This is a genomic window from Polaribacter sp. KT 15 (assembly GCF_900143115.1).
GTDB lineage: Bacteria > Bacteroidota > Bacteroidia > Flavobacteriales > Flavobacteriaceae > Polaribacter > Polaribacter marinaquae.
Map to the genome: position 1 here is coordinate 2508253 of NZ_LT670850.1, position 18442 is coordinate 2526694.

Below are 18442 nucleotides of genomic sequence, written 5' to 3' on the forward strand. Positions count from 1 at the left end.
AATCGATTTTAAATCAATTATTTAGTTAATTACAAATACAATTCAATGAATAAATACCTATTGAGCATAAAGCTCATATTAATACTTTGCCTATCGTTACAGGCACAAACATCAGACATACAAATAAAAGTCCTAACAGAAGCTGAAAACGAGCCTTTATTGGGCGCAACGGTTTATTTTGAAGTATTAGAAAAAGGAGCAGTAACCGATTTTGATGGTATTGCAACTTTTACAGAAATACCAGATGGTCAGCATCAAATAATAATTTCCTTTTTAGGCTTTGAAGCATTTGAGACAACAATTCAAATTCCAAGTAATACAGCGTTAGTCTTTAAATTAAAAGAAGGTGGTAATCAATTAGATGCTGTAGTACTGCAATCTTCAAGAAGTACGAGAACCGTTAGAAAAATACCGACACGTATAGAGTTTATAGGTGCAGAGGAATTAGGAGAAAAAGCAATAATGAATCCTACTAATATTTCTATGGTGCTTCGTGAAAGCACAGGAATACAAATGCAACAAACATCATTAAGTAGTGGGAGTACCAATATTCGTATTCAAGGTTTAGATGGTAGGTACACACAGCTTTTAAGAGATGGATTTCCATTATATGGTGGTTTCTCAAGTGGGTTAAGTATTTTACAAATACCACCTTTAGACTTACAACAATTTGAAATTATTAAAGGAAGTTCGTCAACACTTTATGGTGGAGGTGCTATTGCAGGATTAGTAAATATGGTATCTAAAACACCAGATGAAGAACCTGCATTAGATATTATGCTAACTCAAACCCAAGCGTTAGGAAGTACTGCCAATGTATTTTATAGCAAACGAAATGAAAAATTCGGTGTATCACTTTATGGTTCTGGTCATTACCAAAAAGCATACGACCCAGAAGATGATGGCTTTAGTAACCTACCAAAAACAACATCAATTTCATTCAATCCAAAATTATTTTATTATCCATCAGATAAAACAACACTTTGGTTTGGATTAAACGGAACGTACGATCATAGAATTGGTGGAGATATTACCAAAATTGAAAGTGGTGAAGAAGGTATTCATCAATATACAGAAGAAAACAATTCAAAACGATTAAGCAGTCAATTGGTATATCAAACACAATTAGATTCCGTTAGTTCAGTAGAGTTTAAAAATAGTGTCTCTTTTTTCGATAGGAATTTAACCGTTCCGGATTTCAATTTTGATGGCAAACAGACAAATACGTTTACTGAAATCACATATAATACAGCATCAGAAAAAACGGATTGGATAGTTGGAGCTAATCTTTATACCTCAAATTTCGATGAAAATGATAACGCACCACTACAGAGAGACCAAAAAGATGTAACCTTTGGCGCATTTGCAAATAATATTTATGATTTATCAGATAATTGGATATTAGAAACAGGATTAAGAGCAGATTATAATACGGATTTCGGTTTCTTTCCACTTCCAAGAATTTCATTACTTTATAAAAACAATAGTGGATTTTCAAGTAGAATTGGTGGAGGTTTAGGGTATAAGATTCCTGATATTTTTACAGAAGAAGCAGAGTATATCAATTTTGAAAATGTGCTTGCTATAGATAAATCTACAGTAGATGCAGAACGTTCTTATGGTGTTAATTTCGATGTGAATTATCAAACACGATTATCGGATGAGATTGGTTTTTCCATAAACCAATTATTCTATGTGACTGCTATTAATGATGGACTGCTTTTAAATTCTACAGATAACGGTTTATTTCAGTTTGAAAATGCACCAGATGAAATCTTTAGCAAAGGAGCAGAAACCAATATTAAGTTTACTTACAAAGACTTTAGATGGTTTTTAAACTATGCGCTTATTGATATCAAACTAAATTATTTACCTGGCAATCCACAAAAGCCATTAACAGCAAAGCATAACGCAGGTAGTGTTTTAATGTACGAATCTGAAAAATGGCGTATTGGTTATGAAACCTTTTATACAGGAAAACAATTCTTATCCAATGGTACAGAAACTACAGACTTTGTAACTATGGGTTTATTGGTGATGCGTAATTTTAAATTAGGAAGTGTATTTGTGAATTTTGAGAATTTTACAGATAGAAGACAAAGCAGGTTTTCACCTTTAGTTTTACCGCCACACGACAATCCTGTTTTTCCAGAGATTTATGCACCTACAGATGGTTTTATATTTAGTGTAGGTCTTATTATTAAACCATTTGGAAACGAAGACCACGATTAAATATGGAAACAATAGAACAAGTATTAGAGTCAAAAAATATTCGTGTTACAGCAATGCGTATGTTAATTTATAAGTTTCTTGCAGAAAAAGAGATAGCGGTAACATTGAGTGATATTGAAAATGCTTTTGAAAAAGCAGATAGAACTACCTTGTACAGAACTATTAAAACTTTTGAAGAAAAGGATATTGTGCATCAAATAGACGATGGCACAGGGATAACAAAATATGCGTTATGCGAAAAGGGATGTAATTGTGATATAAAAACCGATTTACACTTACATTTCCATTGTAACAATTGCAATGAAACCATTTGCCTAACAGAACATAAAATACCGCAAATTAAAGTACCTGATGGTTTTGTGTCAGAGAATGTAAATTTGGTGGTAAAAGGTATTTGCGATAAGTGTAGTGGCTAATAATTGCACTTCCATTGCACTTACTATTAAAGTACATTTATCCAAAATTAGTGAATATGAAGTTTAATACTAAAATACCTAAACATCTTAAACAGGCGTATAACGAAGAATTAAAACTATACAGTTTCTGTTTAGAAAATAAGCATTTTGGCAATGCTTGGTATCATTTAGAACGCAGTCATATCATAGGGCAATCTTATCCAATAGAACATACCTATTCACATTGGTTAATGCTAAAATTTGGATTTAGACAAAAAGATACTAAAGAAGTAATAGGTCAAATAGTTAGGTTGTTTGTGGGTGGCTGGAAATCATTTATAAATCACGTTCCACTTGGTAATACAGGTGGAGCAAACGTGCCACCATTAAAACGGATGCCTATTCCCAATGACATTGAAAAATTATTAGATATTAAATGAAAAAAAAGAAAGTCAATTTAAGAGATTTAAAACCAAATTCAGAAGAACAACATTCTCACGATGATGGTCACGACCACGGAGATGGAAGTGCATTCAAGACATACATTCCTGCTATTATAAGTTTTGTTATGTTAATGGTAGGTATCGCTGTAGATTATTTTGATGCGATTCCTCAATTTGAAGGATTGATTCGAGTAGTTTGGTACACTTTAGCATATATTCCAGTTGGATTTCCTGTAATTAAAGAAGGATGGAAAAGTCTTATAAAAGGCGATGTTTTTACCGAGTTCTTTTTAATGTCTATTGCCACCATTGGTGCGTTTATCATTGGTGAATATCCTGAAGGTGTGGCAGTAATGCTATTTTATGCAGTAGGAGAATTATTTCAAAACGCAGCAGTTAATAGAGCAAAAGGAAATATTAAAGCCTTATTAGATGTTCGACCAAAAGAAGCCAATGTATTTCGTGATGGTGATTATGTTAGTGTGTCGCCAGAAGCTGTAAATATTGGTGAAAAAATACAAATTCGAGTAGGTGAGAAAATACCGTTAGATGGGATTTTATTATCCGAAAAAGCATCTCTAAACACCGCAGCGTTAACAGGCGAGAGCAAACCAGATTCCATTCAGAAAGAAGCAAAGGTTTACGCAGGTAGTATCAATTTAGAAAGCGTTATTGAAGTTGAGGTAACTAATAAGTTTGAAGACAGTTCTATTGCGAGAATATTAGATTTGGTTCAAAATGCTACAGCTCGTAAGTCTAAAACAGAACTATTTATTAGACAGTTTGCTCGTATCTACACACCAATTGTTGTGTTTTTAGCTATTGGTGTTACTTTTATACCTTACTTTTTTGTAGATGATTATGTGTTTAGAGATTGGTTATACAGAGCATTAATTTTCTTGGTAATATCTTGTCCTTGTGCCTTAGTGATTTCAATTCCATTAGGATATTTCGGTGGATTGGGAGCAGCTTCAAAAAATGGAATATTATTTAAAGGTGCTTCATTTTTAGATGCTATGACCAAAATAAATACTTTGGTAATGGACAAAACAGGAACCGCTACCAAAGGTGTTTTTAAAATCAAAGAAGTAAAAGCAATTGGTTGGAATGAAACCGAATTTATGCAATACTTAATGGCGTTGGAAGAACAATCCACGCATCCAATTGCTAAAGCCATTTTAGAGTACAAAGCTGAAGGAGAAGATTTTGAAGCACAAGACGTTTCTGAAATTGCAGGTAAAGGTTTAAAAGGCGTTGTTAATGGTAAAACAGTTTTAGTAGGAAATAAAGCCTTAATGACTGCGAATAATATAAATGTTCCATCTGAAACGGAATCTATTGTAGAATCGATAGTATTAGTTGCAATCGATAATCAATTTGCAGGTTATGTAGTCATAGCAGATGAATTAAAGGAAGATGCAAAAGAAACTATTACAGCATTACACAAAGTAGGCATTAAAAATATTATGATGCTTTCCGGTGATAAAGATTCCATCACGCAACAAGTCGCTAAAGAGTTGAATATCGAAAATGCTAAAGGTGGTTTACTTCCAGAAGATAAATTAAACGAAGTTGAAATTTTAAAGAAAAATCCTGAAAACAAAATAGCCTTTATAGGTGATGGTATTAACGATGCACCTGTTTTAGCAGCAAGTAACGTTGGTATTGCAATGGGTGGTTTAGGTAGTGATGTAGCTATTGAAACAGCAGACGTTATCATTCAAACCGACCAGCCTTCAAAAGTAGTTAGAGCCATTAAAATAAGTCGTTCTACAAGAAAAATTGTTTGGCAAAATATCATTTTAGCGTTTGGAGTTAAAGTTATTGTCTTGATATTAGGAGCAGGTGGTTTAGCCACAATGTGGGAAGCTGTTTTTGCAGATGTAGGAGTAGCATTATTAGCAATTTTAAATGCAGTTCGATTGCAGAAAATGAAATGGGATTAAGCAGATTAATCAATTAAACTTCTGTTAAACAAAATCAATAGTTGTTAAAATTTCGTAACTTCGCAATCAATATGAAGCAGATTTTCCATAAAATAATGTCTTTAGCAATGACTTTTGTAGTGTTATTCTCTACAATGTCATTTACTGTGAATATGCATTATTGTGGAGATACTTTAGTAGAATCTGCTATCTTTCAAAAAGCCAAAGGTTGCGGAATGGAAATGGAAAAGCCTTCAACCGAAGAATGTTCTATTACCAAGAAAAATTGTTGTGATGATAAACAATTAGCAATTGAAGGTCAAGACGAATTACAATTGCAAGTTGACAAAATCACGTTTGAGCAACAAGTATTCATCGCTTCATTTGTTTATACTTACATTAACCTTTTTGAAGGTTTAGACAGTAATGTATCTACCTACGAAGAATACAAACCACCACTCGTCATAAGGCAACTCTACAAGATTGACGAGACATACTTAATTTGATTTTTAAACAATAGACTCTTTTATCCTATGACTGCAATGTCGTAAGGATAATTTACTGTATTCGGTGTTTTTACAACACTATTGTCTAATTGTTTAAAATCAATCATATGCTAAATAAAAGCATCAAATTTTTAATAGAAAACAAACTCGTTGCAGTTTTACTACTTGTCCTTTTTATTGGATGGGGAACTGTTAATGCACCTTTTAATTGGGATACAGGATTTTTGCCAAGTAACCCTGTAGCAGTAGATGCTATTCCCGATATAGGTGAAAATCAACAAATCGTATTTACCAAGTGGGATGGTCGTTCCCCACAAGATATAGAAGACCAAATAACCTATCCATTAACCACATCATTATTGGGTATTCCTGGAGTGAAAACCATTCGTAGTTCCTCTATGTTTGGGTTTTCAAGCATCTATATCATTTTTGAAGAGGATATAGAATTTTACTGGAGCAGAAGTCGTATTCTCGAAAAACTTAATTCCTTACCAAGTGGTTTATTACCCGAAGGTGTTAATCCAGCGTTAGGTCCAGATGCCACAGGATTAGGACAAATATTTTGGTACACACTTGAAGGTCGTGATGAGAACGGTAATGTAACAGGTGGTTGGGATTTACACGAATTACGTAGTATTCAAGATTACTATGTTAAATATGCCTTGTCCTCTGCAAGCGGTGTTTCTGAAGTTGCATCAATTGGTGGTTATGTTCAAGAGTACCAAGTGGATGTAAACCCAGAACTAATGCGTCAATATAACATTGGGTTACATCATATTGTTAAAGCTGTAAAAGAAAGTAATAAGGATATTGGCGCACAAACCTTGGAAATTAACCAAGCTGAATATTTAGTTCGTGGTTTGGGGTATGTAAAATCCATTGCAGATATTGAAAATGCTGTAGTTGATTCTGAAAATTTCACTTCAATAAAAATTAAAGACATTGGAAAAGTTTCATTAGGTCCAGCAACAAGACGAGGTTTATTGGATAAAGAAGGTGCTGAAGTTGTTGGTGCTGTTGTGGTGGCTCGTTATGGAGCAAACCCAATGGAAGTCATTAATAACGTAAAGGAAAAAATTAATGAATTAAGTGCAGGATTACCTTCAAAAGTTTTGGCAGATGGAAGAACATCACAAGTTACCATAGTGCCTTTTTATGACAGAACAGAATTGATACAAGAAACTTTAGGTACACTCAATGAAGCCTTAACTCTTGAAATATTGATTACCATTTTGGTTATAATCATTATGGTGTTTAATCTTCGAGCTTCTGTCTTGATTTCAGGATTATTACCAGTTGCAGTCTTAATGGTATTTATTGCGATGAAACTCTTTGGCGTCGATGCTAATATTGTCGCATTATCTGGTATTGCAATTGCTATCGGAACAATGGTCGATGTTGGTGTTATACTATCAGAAAATATCATTCGGCATTTAGATGAAGATGATGGAACACAATCCATTAATACAGTAGTTTACAACGCAACAGCCGAAGTTTCTGGTGCAATCGTAACCGCAGTAATGACTACAATTATAAGTTTCATTCCTGTATTTACAATGATTGGCGCTGAAGGTAAATTGTTCAGACCATTAGCATTCACAAAAACCTTTGCATTAACAGCTTCAATAATTGTAGCATTGTTTTTAATTCCACCTTTTGCAGCGTTTTTATTCAGAAAGAAAAGCATAAAAACGCATTTTAAATATGCTTTAAATGGCGTTTTAATAGTATTAGGGATAATAGCAATAATCTATGGTTATTGGTTAGGATTAATATTGATAGCTTTTGGTATCACAGCATTGTTAAGTACTCAAAATAAAATAACAGAAAAACAATCCAACTTAATTAATATCATAATATGTACAACTGCAATAGTATTTCTGTTAGCGGAATATTGGAGACCTTTAGGAGTTGATAAAAGTATCTTCTGGAACCTCATCTTTGTTGGTGTCATTTGCTTTGGCTTATTGGGTGTTTTCTCATTGTTTATCAGGTATTATACTCGAATTTTAAGATGGTGTTTAGATAATAAATTACTATTTCTTTCAATTCCAACTGCAATTGTCATTGCTGGTTTTTTCATTATGAAAAACACAGGTAAAGAATTTATGCCATCATTAAATGAAGGTTCGTTTTTATTGATGCCTACTTCGATGCCACATTCTGGTGTAGAAGAAAATAAGCGTGTTTTACAGCAGTTAGATATGGCAGTTGCAAGTATTCCTGAAATTGAAACAGTAGTCGGAAAAGCAGGTCGTACAGAATCTGCTTTAGACCCAGCACCACTATCAATGTATGAAAATGTTATTCAGTATAAGTCAGAATATATGCTGAATGAAAATCGAGAACGTCAACGTTACAAAGTCAATGATGATGGTTTGTTTGAATTAAAAGATGGTCGTTTTATAACGAACCCAAATAATACTAAAAACACACCTTTCAATACTGTTTCAAGGTCTCAATTAATAAAAGATAATAATGGTGAGTTCTATCGAAATTGGAGACCTGAAATACAATCACCAGATGATATTTGGAATGAAATTGTTAAAGTTACCAAACTACCAGGCGTTACATCTGCACCAAAATTGCAACCTATTGAAACCCGATTAGTAATGCTACAAACTGGTATGCGTGCACCTATGGGAATAAAAGTTAAAGGTCAAGACTTAAAACAAATAGAAGCATTTGGTGTTCAGTTAGAAGATATACTTAAACAAGCTGAAGGTGTTAAAGATGAAGCAGTTTTTGCAGACCGTATAGTAGGTAAACCATATTTGTTAATAGACATTGATAGAGAGAAAATTGCTCGTTATGGTGTAACCATTGAGGAAGTTCAAAATGTTTTAAAAGTGGCTGTTGGTGGTATGGTATTAACACAAACAGTAGAAGGTCGTGAGCGTTATGGTGTTAGAGTTCGTTACCCAAGAGAATTAAGAGCAAATCCAACCGATTTAAAACAAATCTATGTGCCTGTTGAAAAAGGAAGCCCTGTTCCGTTAAGTGAATTGGCGACTATAAAATATGAACAAGGTCCACAAGTAATTAAAAGTGAAGATACTTTTTTAGTTGGCTATGTGTTATTTGATAAAATGGATGGTTTTGCAGAAGTAAATGTGGTTGAAAATGCACAAACCTTAATTCAAGAAAAGATAGATAATGGCGAATTGGTTGTACCAAAAGGCATTAACTATCAATTTACAGGAACGTATGAGAACCAATTACGAGCAGAAAAAACTTTATCGGTTGTTGTACCATTAGCTTTGGCAATTATCTTTTTGATACTGTACTTCCAATTCCGTTCTGTTGGAACATCCTTAATGGTATTTACAGGTATTGCAGTAGCATTTGCTGGTGGTTTCTTAATGATTTGGCTCTATGGTCAAGATTGGTTTTTAAACTTTAATTTCTTTGGAGAGAATCTACGTGAATTATTTCAAATACATCCAATTAATTTAAGTGTAGCAGTTTGGGTTGGTTTCATTGCTCTTTTTGGTATTGCAACAGACGATGGAGTTGTAATGGCAACTTATTTAACACAAACATTTGATAGAAATACACCAGAAAATAAAAAAGAAATCAGAGCATCAGTAGTAGAAGCAGGAGAAAAACGTATTAGACCTTGTTTAATGACAACTGCTACTACCATATTGGCATTATTACCAGTATTAACATCTACAGGAAGAGGTAGTGATATTATGATACCTATGGCAATACCAAGTTTTGGTGGAATGTTAATCGCTTTAATAACACTATTTGTAGTCCCTGTTTTATATAGTTGGAAAGCAGAAGTTAAACTTAAAAGAACAGTATAATGAAACATATAAAATCACACATAAAGTCAGTCATTTTTCTTTGTTTTTTAATCTTTGTTCTCAAAGGAAATGCGCAACAATTAGATGTGCTCATTAATGAAGCATTAGATAACAACCCTGAAATTCAAAAATTTGAATTGCAATACAAAAGGGTTTCAGAAAAAGTAAATGAAGTAAATACGGTTCCTAATACAGAATTTGGAGTTGGTTATTTTGTAAGTGAACCAGAAACTCGAACAGGTGCTCAACGCTTTAAGGTGTCTGCAAAACAAATGTTACCGTGGTTTGGTAATATTTCGGCAAGAGAAAATTACGTTAGTTCGTTAGCAGATGTTAAGTATGAAGATATTGTAATTGCGAAGCGAAAACTAATGTCTTCAGTTTCACAATCTTATTATAGACTATATGCTAATAAAGCAAAACAAAAGGTATTAACAGAGAATATCAATCTGTTAGAAACTTATGAAACAATGGCTTTGACTTCTGTTGAGGTTGGTAAAGCATCAGCGGTTGATGTATTGCGTTTACAAATGCGTCAAAACGAAATGCAACAATTAAAAGACGTATTGCAACAACAATTTTTAGCAGAACAAACTAACTTCAATAATCTATTGAATAGAGGTAATGATGTTACCGTGAATGTGGTAGATAGTTTAATGATACCTTCTGAAGACTTTGATATTACTTTTGAAAAATTAGTATTACATCCTGAATTACTAAAATTTGATAAACTCTATCAATCCATAGAGCAATCAGAATTATTGAATCAAAAAGAAAGCAGTCCAATGATTGGTTTTGGATTAGATTATATCAATGTTGCTGAAAGACCAAATATGGATTTCAGCGATAACGGAAAGGATATTGTAATGCCAATGGTTTCGGTATCTATCCCAATTTTCAATAAGAAATATAAATCCCAAACCAAACAAAATGATTTGCAACAGCAGGAAATTACTGCTCAAAAACAGGAACGTTTAAATGCATTGGAAACGCTTTTAGACAAAGCGAATAACGAACGCATTTCTGCAAGAATAAGTTATGCTACCCAAACCAAAAACCTACAGCAAGCCAAAGATGCAGAAGACATTTTAATCAAAAGCTATGAAACAGGAACGATTGATTTTAATGATGTTTTGGATATTCAAGAGTTGCAGCTAAAGTTTCAAATGAACCAAATAGAATCTGTGAAGACCTACTATGTGCAAAGTACAATCATTAATTATTTAATTCAGTAAAACAATGACACACACATATCACATACACGGAATGACCTGCAACGGTTGTCGCAGTCACGTTGAGGAAACGCTCTCTAAAGTAGGAGGTGTTTCAAAAGCAACAGTCGATTTAGATAAGGCAGAAGCTAACATAGAAATGGAATCACATATTCCCATAGAAACATTTCAAGAAGCCTTAAAAAAGGATGGTGGTACATATAGCATTCATAAACAAGGTGAACACCATCAGCATTCAGAAGCTAAAAAGGAAAAGCAACCTAAAGGTACAGGCACATTTTATTGTCCTATGCATTGCGAAGGCGATAAAATCTATAACAAACCAGGTGATTGTCCTGTTTGCGGAATGGATTTGGTGGAAGAACAAAATCTATCAGCAACTTCAAAGGAACAATGGACGTGTCCGATGCATCCAGAAATTGTCAAAGACGAAGCAGGTTCGTGTCCTATTTGTGGGATGGATTTAGTGCCAATGGAAGCAGATAGTTCAGCAGAAGAAAAAACGTATAAGAAGCTATTAAAGAAATTTTGGATAGCATCTGTATTCACATTACCCATTTTCTTAATTGCTATGAGCGAAATGCTTAATAACAATCCGTTGTACGATATAATGGAACAGAAATATTGGAACTGGATTCAGTTTGCATTATCAATTCCAGTAGTGTTTTATGCCACTTGGATGTTCTTTGAACGTGCCTATAAAAGCATTAAGACTTGGAATCTCAATATGTTTACACTTATTGGGATTGGTGCAGGTGTGGCGTGGTCGTTTAGTGTTTTTGGTATGTTCTTTCCAGACGTATTTCCAAGTCAATTTAAAACAGAATCAGGTACAGTTCACGTCTATTTTGAAGCAGCAACGGTAATTCTAACGTTAGTACTATTAGGTCAGCTGTTAGAAGCTCGTGCGCATAGTAAAACCAATTCGGCAGTAAAAGAATTGTTAAAATTAGCACCTAACAAAGCCATAAAAATAGTAGATGGCGAAGAAGTTGAAGTCAGTATTGACGAGATAGAACTTAATGATATTCTAAAAGTGAAACCAGGCGATAAAATTCCTGTGGATGGTGTGATAACTGAAGGCGAAACAACTATTGACGAATCTATGATTACAGGAGAACCTATTCCTGTAAACAAATCTCAAGAAGATAAAGTAAGTAGCGGAACAATAAATGGCAATCAATCCTTTTTAATGAAAGCTGAAAAGGTAGGTAGTGACACTTTATTATCACAAATCATTCATATGGTGAATGATGCCAGTAGAAGTCGTGCACCTATTCAAAATTTAGCGGATAGAGTTTCGGGTTACTTCGTGCCAGTTGTAGTAATCATTTCGATAATCACATTTATAGTATGGTCTATTTGGGGACCAGAACCAGTTTATGTGTATGCGTTTGTGAATGCAATTGCAGTACTAATCATTGCGTGTCCTTGTGCTTTAGGTTTAGCAACACCAATGTCTGTAATGGTTGGTGTAGGTAAAGGTGCTCAAAATGGTGTATTGATTAAAAATGCTGAAGCTCTTGAAAAAATGGATAAGGTGAATACGCTTATCGTTGATAAAACAGGCACAATTACCGAAGGAAAACCAACAGTTGAAACCGTTGGTGCTTTTAATGAGGCTTTAAGCGAAAAAGAAGTGTTACAATACATCGTTTCATTAAATACCAATAGCGAACATCCTTTAGCAGAAGCAACTGTTAAATATGGCAAAGAACACAACGCAGAAATTTTAAAGTCCGAAGATTTTAGTGCAGTCACAGGAAAAGGTGTTGAAGCGACCATAAAAGATAAAAAAGTAGCATTAGGTAATCCTAAAATGATGGAATATGTGAAAGCAGAAATTGCTTCTAAAATGAAAGACGAAGCGAAATCTTACCAAAAACAAGGCAAAACAGTTTCTTATTTGTCAATAGATGAAACCGTCGTTGGATATGTAGTTATAGGCGATAAGATAAAAGAAACAAGTGCTAAAGCCATTAAAGCACTTCAAGATAAAGGGATTGATGTAATAATGCTTACAGGCGATAATCACGATACCGCACAAGCAGTAGCATCAGAACTAAATCTTGCAGATTTTAAAGCCAGTATGTTACCAGAAGACAAACTCAAAGAAGTAGAGAAATTACAAGAAAACGGAAAAGTAGTTGCTATGGCAGGTGATGGTATTAACGATGCACCAGCATTGGCTAAAAGCGATGTTGGTATTGCTATGGGAACAGGAACAGACGTAGCAATTGAAAGCGCAATGATAACACTCGTAAAAGGCGATTTAAACGGAATTGTAAAAGCAAGAAATTTAAGCGATTCTGTAATGAGAAACATTAAGCAAAACCTATTTTTCGCGCTTATCTATAACACATTAGGTGTGCCTATTGCAGCAGGTGTGTTGTTCCCATTCTTCGGAATATTACTCTCGCCAATGATTGCAGCTTTAGCAATGAGTTTTAGCTCTGTTTCGGTTATTGGTAACGCATTAAGATTAAGAACGATTAAAGTATAACTATAAATCAAATGATTATGGAAAATCCAAAAGAACACTCAAACAAAGGAAACTACAAAACCTTCTTTATAATGCTGGCTTGCTCATTTGTAGCAATGTACATCACAATGTATTTAAACACCTATTCCATAGACCACGTATGGTTTAGTCTAACACGTTTCTATATGACGTGTTTAGGAATTTCAACAATGGCAGTTATAATGTGGTTTTTTATGCGAAAAATGTATAATGATAAAAAGAAGAATATTGCCATACTTGCAGGTAGTTTTATTCTGTTTGTTGGTGCATTAGGATTGGTAAGAACACAAGCACCAATTATTGGTGATGTCCTTTGGATGAAAGCAATGATACCACATCATTCTATCGCTATTTTAACAAGTGAAAGAGCAGATATTCAAGACCCAGAAGTTAAGAAATTAGCAGAAGACATCATAAAAGCACAGCGTAAAGAAATAGAAGAAATGAAAGCAATGATAAAAAGATTAGAAAATGAAAAATAATAAAATTGTCATATACATAGGCTTACTCGTAGTAGGTGTGTTATTGGGGTGGTTGCTTTTTGGTGGCTCATCAAATAAAGAAACAGACCATAATCACAATGCGGTTGCAGAAACCAATCAAATGTGGACGTGTTCTATGCATCCACAGATTATGAAACCAGAACCAGGTGATTGTCCTATTTGTGGTATGGATTTAATTCCTGCGGAAAGCGGAAGCGATGGCTTAATGGCAGACCAGTTCAAACTAACAGAAAATGCGATGGCATTAGCCAATATTCAAACAACCGTTGTGGGTAAAGGCAATGCAGAAGGCAATACCATAAAACTATCTGGTAAAATTGCTGAAAACGAAGAAGCCAATGCAGTACAAGTAAGTTATTTCGCTGGAAGAATTGAGCGTTTGAATGTGAGTTTTACAGGCGAAGAAGTTCGTAAAGGTCAATTATTGGCAACCATTTATTCGCCAGAACTCTATGCAGCACAACAAGAATTAATTACAGCAGCATCTTTAAAAGAATCACAACCTGCTTTATATAAAGCAGTCCGTAATAAACTGAAATTATGGAAGCTCTCTGAAAATCAAATCAATCAGATTGAAGAAACAGGAAAAGTGAAAGAAAACTTTCCTGTTTATGCAACCTTTTCGGGTACTGTTACAGAAAAATTGGTAGAGCAAGGCGATTACATTAAACAAGGTCAACCCTTATTAAAAATTGCTAATCTCAATACGGTTTGGGGAAATTTTGATGTTTATGAAAATCAGATTGAACGCTTTAAAAAAGGACAGGAAGTGATGATAACAACCAATGCTTATCCTAATAAAGAGTTTAAAGGTAAAGTAGATTTCATTGACCCAGTTTTAAACACGAAAACAAGAACAGTAACCTTGCGTGTGGTTCTAAACAACAAGGATGATGTATTTAAACCAGGAATGTTTGTAACCGCAAATATTGAAGGCAGTACAGCTAAAAATGACGAAGTATTAACAATTCCTACATCTTCTGTGTTATGGACAGGTGAACGTTCTGTGGTGTACCTTAAAACAAATCCAGACCAACCTATTTTTGAAATGCGTGAAATTAAATTAGGCAATCAAATTGGTAATGAATATGAAGTTGTAGAAGGTTTATTTGTTGGAAATGAAATAGTGACTAACGGAACATTTACAGTTGATGCAGCTGCACAATTACAAGGCAAAAAATCTATGATGAATAAAGATGGTGGTAAAGTAATGACTGGACACGAAGGACATTTAGGTATGGATAACAATGCATCCAACAAACAAACTGACCACACCAATATGAATGAGCGTTTGGAAGTATCAGAGAAATTTCAACAACAGTTAAATAGTGTTTACAATGAATATATCAATTTAAAAGATGCTTTAGTAAAAGAAGATTCAAAAAGTACTTCAACAAGCGCATCAACTTTACTAAACAATTTAACCAAAGTAAATATGAAATTGTTGTCAGATAATAAGGCGCATAACCATTGGATGTCATTAGAAGGCGAAATAAAATCTTCTGCAACTTCAATTTCTGAAACGTCCGATATAAAATCACAAAGAGACCATTTTAAACATTTATCATCACATCTAATCAATGCTGTACAACTATTTGGTATCAATGAAAAGGTCTATGTAGAATTTTGTCCAATGGCAGATAACAATAATGGTGCTTATTGGTTAAGCAAAGAAGAAAAAGTAATCAATCCATACTTTGGCGAAGCAATGCTAACCTGTGGTGAAGTAAAACAAGTAATAGAATAATAAATCAAGTAATAACAATTAAATTTTAAACAATGAATTTTTCAAAGAAAAATCACGAACACAAAAACAAAAATGTAATCGACGTGAGTAAAAAAGTAATTTTAAGTGTAGCTGTAATAGCAGCATTAGGTTTAACAAGTTGTAAAAACGAAACCAAAAAAGAAACAGAAACCACAACTACTGAAATGTCAAAAGATATGGCAATGACAGACCTGTCTTTTGGTGTAAGAGGAAATTGCGGAATGTGTAAAAACACTATCGAAAAAGCAGCTAACGGTGTTGAAGGTGTTGCAAGTGCTAATTGGGATGTCGATAAAAAGAAGATTGATGTGTCTTTTGATGATACAAAAACCGATGCAATGGCAATCCATAAAGCAATCGCAGCTTCAGGATATGATACCGAAAAAGTAGAAGGTGATGAAGAAGCATATGATGGTTTACCAGGTTGTTGTAAATACGACCACGAAATGATGATGAATCAATCTGGTGAAGAAGAAAGTGATGACCATTCAAATCACGACCATTAAGCAATAATGAAAGAGTCTTTTTCGGAAGGCTCTTTTTTATTCCCCACAACCCAAAACCCAGTTTTTTCGTACCTCAAAATCCTCTGTCTTTTGTGTTGTTCCGCTCACCTAACAAGTTTAGCGTTTTTTTGTCTTTAAGGTAATAGCATATTACAGCTTTGGTTTTCATAAAATCAAACCAAACTGCAATAAGCTATTCTGTTATTATTATATCATAAAACCCTAAACTCACCCAAGCTATGTTACATAATACAAGTTATAGTAGCAAAAATCCTTTCAAAGGTTTGCTAACGCAGTATTCTTATATTTTCGTAGCTATAACTGGTATTATGTAAAATATCCGCTTAACCCACGCTCACATTGGAACACACAACCACATTTGGAACTCTAATGAAACAGAAGTAAGATAAAGTAGGTTAGAATATTAGTTATCTCATTCATCTGCACAAAACCATCGTTAAGTCCAAGTATTCCTTACCTCAAGTCTTTGTTTGTTTCATTTCGTTAACAAATATCAAGAAGCATAGTGCTATAATTAAAAGGTGATTAGATTGTGCTAAACTTGTAAATGAAGTACATAAAAAAATAAAAAAGAAAGCAAATATAGGTAGCTTCCTTCTGCCAACGCTCAATACTGTAAAGGTCAAGCCCTACGGGTTTTGAATAAAACTTTTTTAAGTAGCTATCGTAAAAGGTTTCAAGATTTTAGAGTAAAAAACTTTTACCCAAAAACCTTGACAGCATCATCCACGCTACCTTTAACATTGGCTGTCTTTTTTCTTTTCTTCAAAAAAATTATGGCAAAAGAAAAAGCCCTACAATAAAAATTATAGGACTCTTGCAGCTTCAAAGGTCAGAATGAAACTATGCTACTTCAACGATATTTAAAACGTTATATGCGCCATTTTTAAGCGGATACTGAACACCGTTAATCTCTTGGAAGAACTCTACTAATAAAACGAATATATCGTTTCCTGTACCTGTTGGCACACCTGCTGGAGTTAGTGTTTGCGTTGCAGACGTTGAATCAATCGGAATATTTACAGTAGGACTGTATTCGATTGCGTTATCTGTAGTATCAAAGTCAACTTTTAGAAATGCTGAACTTAAACTTACGTGTGTTGCGCCACTTGGATATGCAATATCATTTGTAGGTGTTAAATTTGGGATAGTAATTTCACCTGTCGCACCATCTACAGTAAACGGAGCGAATAAAACAGCACTTAAAATGGCTCTATTGTTGAAATCCAAGCCTTTTAATGTGGCTTTACCTTCTGGTGTTGCTAATCCTGTAGCTACATTTCTTTGTCCTCTTACAGAGGTTGTATCAAAGTTTTTAATTTGTGTCATTTTTTGAGTAACACGACTTGAAACTCGATTGTCTTTTGCTCTAATCATTAAGTTTCTAACTGATGTTCTCAATAACTTACCAGATGATGCAGAACTTCCAAATTCTGAACCGTTTTCACGAGTACGTTCAAACGCTGGGTCATTTTGAATACGCTCTTTAGAAACACCGCCTTTAGTTTTTACTAAATAACCCTCTTTTGCTTTGTAAAAAGTTAGATTGTCTAACGTTCCTTCTAACTTAATAATACCTTTCAATTTTGCCATAACTAATACATTTTTTGATGATGAATATCAAATATACGAGCTATTGACTGTCAATGTATTAGAGTGCTTCCGTACTGTTTATAAGTTGCCAAAACTTCCGATTTAGTTAGTTTTTTCAATGGGATATTAGTCGTATATTGTATATAAGTGCTTTATAGCTACGGTATAGATAAAGTATAGTTAGAGTATTAATTTTAAATTTAAAGTAAATGAGTAGAATCTGTATTTACCCTAAAGACGTACAGGTAGTAACAGGAAAGAGTGAGCGTTATGGCAGAACAATAATCAAAGCGATTAAAGAACGCCTTAACAAAGAAGCTCATCAGTTAGTTACTATCGATGAATTTTGCGACTTTATGGGCTTTGAAATCAGTAAAGTACAAGGATTAATCAAGTAAATTCCTTATCTTTACTACAAGGTATAAAGGTGACCTATTAGGTGACCCAACAATGGTACAGGACTGAAACAGTAATAAATAAAGGCACTACGAAAGAGGTTCACTTACCTCTTTCTCCGCTTAGAGATTTACATATCTCAATAAAAACCCACAAACATAATGTTTGTGGGTTTTGTGCTTAATAGAATTTATTTTCTAATCCTACATTTAAATTTTTTCCTCAGCGTACATATTCTAATCAAATCTATTTATCAAATAAAAATATTCTTGATGATTAATTAATTATTTTATAAAATTAGTAGAAGTAATAGTGTTTTTTGTACAATGGTATTGTAAGTTATGATTTTATTTATATAATTAAATATTTTTAAAATACTGAAATTCTTTTTTTTACAATTTTTTTTCTTAAAAAAAATATTTTTTATGTGACTTTATAATAGAAATTGTTTCTTAATCATATATAAATAAATAGCAGTTAATTTCTATTAAATAAATATTTAAAGTTTACTTTAATTTAATTTCAGAAGTTATTTTTTTATATATATTTGCGTTCCTCCAATAAAAAATATGCGCAATTTAATATTTAG

13 protein-coding genes are annotated in these 18442 nt (G+C 33.6%); 12 read left to right on the forward strand and 1 reads right to left on the reverse strand.

The window, feature by feature from the left end:
* Positions 1 to 45: 45 nt before the first annotated feature.
* The 11 genes from B5464_RS11285 (at position 46) to B5464_RS11335 (ending at position 15843) form a co-directional block, all read left to right on the forward strand.
* Positions 46 to 2232 carry a TonB-dependent receptor gene (locus B5464_RS11285; protein WP_079738440.1) on the forward strand — a complete coding sequence of 729 codons (2187 nt, stop codon included), beginning with the start codon at positions 46 to 48 and terminating at the stop codon, positions 2230 to 2232.
* Between the two features lie 2 nt (positions 2233 to 2234).
* Complete coding sequence (locus tag B5464_RS11290; protein ID WP_079738441.1) at positions 2235 to 2648, forward strand: Fur family transcriptional regulator; 414 nt, start codon at positions 2235 to 2237, stop codon at positions 2646 to 2648.
* Between the two features lie 56 nt (positions 2649 to 2704).
* On the forward strand, positions 2705 to 3067 hold the full coding sequence (locus B5464_RS11295) for a DUF3703 domain-containing protein (RefSeq protein ID WP_079738442.1): 363 nt from the start codon (positions 2705 to 2707) through the stop codon (positions 3065 to 3067).
* Positions 3064 to 5016 carry a heavy metal translocating P-type ATPase gene (locus tag B5464_RS11300; protein ID WP_079738443.1) on the forward strand — a complete coding sequence of 651 codons (1953 nt, stop codon included), beginning with the start codon at positions 3064 to 3066 and terminating at the stop codon, positions 5014 to 5016. The genes B5464_RS11295 and B5464_RS11300 overlap by 4 nt, the downstream gene beginning before the upstream one ends.
* A 71-nt stretch (positions 5017 to 5087) precedes the next feature.
* A complete protein-coding gene (locus B5464_RS11305) occupies positions 5088 to 5501 on the forward strand; it encodes a hypothetical protein (protein ID WP_036122971.1) in 414 nt (137 codons plus the stop codon).
* Between the two features lie 107 nt (positions 5502 to 5608).
* Positions 5609 to 9313: an efflux RND transporter permease subunit gene (locus tag B5464_RS11310; protein ID WP_079738444.1), complete on the forward strand. Its 3705-nt coding sequence runs from the start codon at positions 5609 to 5611 to the stop codon at positions 9311 to 9313.
* Positions 9313 to 10548 (forward strand): TolC family protein, encoded by a 1236-nt coding sequence (locus tag B5464_RS11315; RefSeq protein ID WP_054851357.1) that lies wholly within the window; start codon positions 9313 to 9315, stop codon positions 10546 to 10548. The genes B5464_RS11310 and B5464_RS11315 overlap by 1 nt, the downstream gene beginning before the upstream one ends.
* Before the next feature lie 4 nt (positions 10549 to 10552).
* Positions 10553 to 13048, forward strand: a complete 2496-nt coding sequence (locus B5464_RS11320; RefSeq protein WP_079738445.1) for a heavy metal translocating P-type ATPase — start codon at positions 10553 to 10555, stop codon at positions 13046 to 13048.
* 17 nt (positions 13049 to 13065) lie between these two features.
* Complete coding sequence (locus B5464_RS11325) at positions 13066 to 13548, forward strand: DUF305 domain-containing protein (RefSeq protein WP_079738446.1); 483 nt, start codon at positions 13066 to 13068, stop codon at positions 13546 to 13548.
* Complete coding sequence (locus B5464_RS11330; RefSeq protein ID WP_079738447.1) at positions 13538 to 15316, forward strand: efflux RND transporter periplasmic adaptor subunit; 1779 nt, start codon at positions 13538 to 13540, stop codon at positions 15314 to 15316. Before B5464_RS11325 ends, B5464_RS11330 begins: the two co-directional genes overlap by 11 nt.
* Before the next feature lie 32 nt (positions 15317 to 15348).
* On the forward strand, positions 15349 to 15843 hold the full coding sequence (locus tag B5464_RS11335) for a heavy-metal-associated domain-containing protein (RefSeq protein WP_079738448.1): 495 nt from the start codon (positions 15349 to 15351) through the stop codon (positions 15841 to 15843).
* A gap of 864 nt (positions 15844 to 16707) precedes the next feature.
* Here the strand turns inward: B5464_RS11335 and B5464_RS11340 are convergent.
* Positions 16708 to 17457 (reverse strand): hypothetical protein, encoded by a 750-nt coding sequence (locus tag B5464_RS11340; protein WP_079738449.1) that lies wholly within the window; start codon positions 17455 to 17457, stop codon positions 16708 to 16710.
* Positions 17458 to 17666: 209 nt separating this feature from the next.
* Here B5464_RS11340 and B5464_RS11345 point away from each other — a divergent pair, with 209 nt between their 5' ends.
* The gene (locus tag B5464_RS11345) at positions 17667 to 17855 is read left to right on the forward strand and encodes a hypothetical protein (RefSeq protein WP_035325018.1); all 189 of its coding nucleotides are present in this window, start codon (positions 17667 to 17669) and stop codon (positions 17853 to 17855) included.
* The last annotated feature ends 587 nt before the right edge of the window (positions 17856 to 18442 follow it).

Bases quoted from the DNA above. Each gene is read 5' to 3' on its own strand.
- B5464_RS11335 (WP_079738448.1), top strand. From the start codon at position 15,349: ATGAATTTTTCAAAGAAAAATCACGAACACAAAAACAAAAATGTAATC.
- B5464_RS11320 (WP_079738445.1), top strand. From the start codon at position 10,553: ATGACACACACATATCACATACACGGAATGACCTGCAACGGTTGTCGC.
- B5464_RS11305 (WP_036122971.1), top strand. From the start codon at position 5,088: ATGAAGCAGATTTTCCATAAAATAATGTCTTTAGCAATGACTTTTGTA.
- B5464_RS11325 (WP_079738446.1), top strand. From the start codon at position 13,066: ATGGAAAATCCAAAAGAACACTCAAACAAAGGAAACTACAAAACCTTC.
- B5464_RS11290 (WP_079738441.1), top strand. From the start codon at position 2,235: ATGGAAACAATAGAACAAGTATTAGAGTCAAAAAATATTCGTGTTACA.
- B5464_RS11300 (WP_079738443.1), top strand. From the start codon at position 3,064: ATGAAAAAAAAGAAAGTCAATTTAAGAGATTTAAAACCAAATTCAGAA.
- B5464_RS11330 (WP_079738447.1), top strand. From the start codon at position 13,538: ATGAAAAATAATAAAATTGTCATATACATAGGCTTACTCGTAGTAGGT.
- B5464_RS11340 (WP_079738449.1), bottom strand. From the start codon at position 17,457: ATGGCAAAATTGAAAGGTATTATTAAGTTAGAAGGAACGTTAGACAAT.
- B5464_RS11345 (WP_035325018.1), top strand. From the start codon at position 17,667: ATGAGTAGAATCTGTATTTACCCTAAAGACGTACAGGTAGTAACAGGA.
- B5464_RS11295 (WP_079738442.1), top strand. From the start codon at position 2,705: ATGAAGTTTAATACTAAAATACCTAAACATCTTAAACAGGCGTATAAC.
- B5464_RS11315 (WP_054851357.1), top strand. From the start codon at position 9,313: ATGAAACATATAAAATCACACATAAAGTCAGTCATTTTTCTTTGTTTT.
- B5464_RS11310 (WP_079738444.1), top strand. From the start codon at position 5,609: ATGCTAAATAAAAGCATCAAATTTTTAATAGAAAACAAACTCGTTGCA.
- B5464_RS11285 (WP_079738440.1), top strand. From the start codon at position 46: ATGAATAAATACCTATTGAGCATAAAGCTCATATTAATACTTTGCCTA.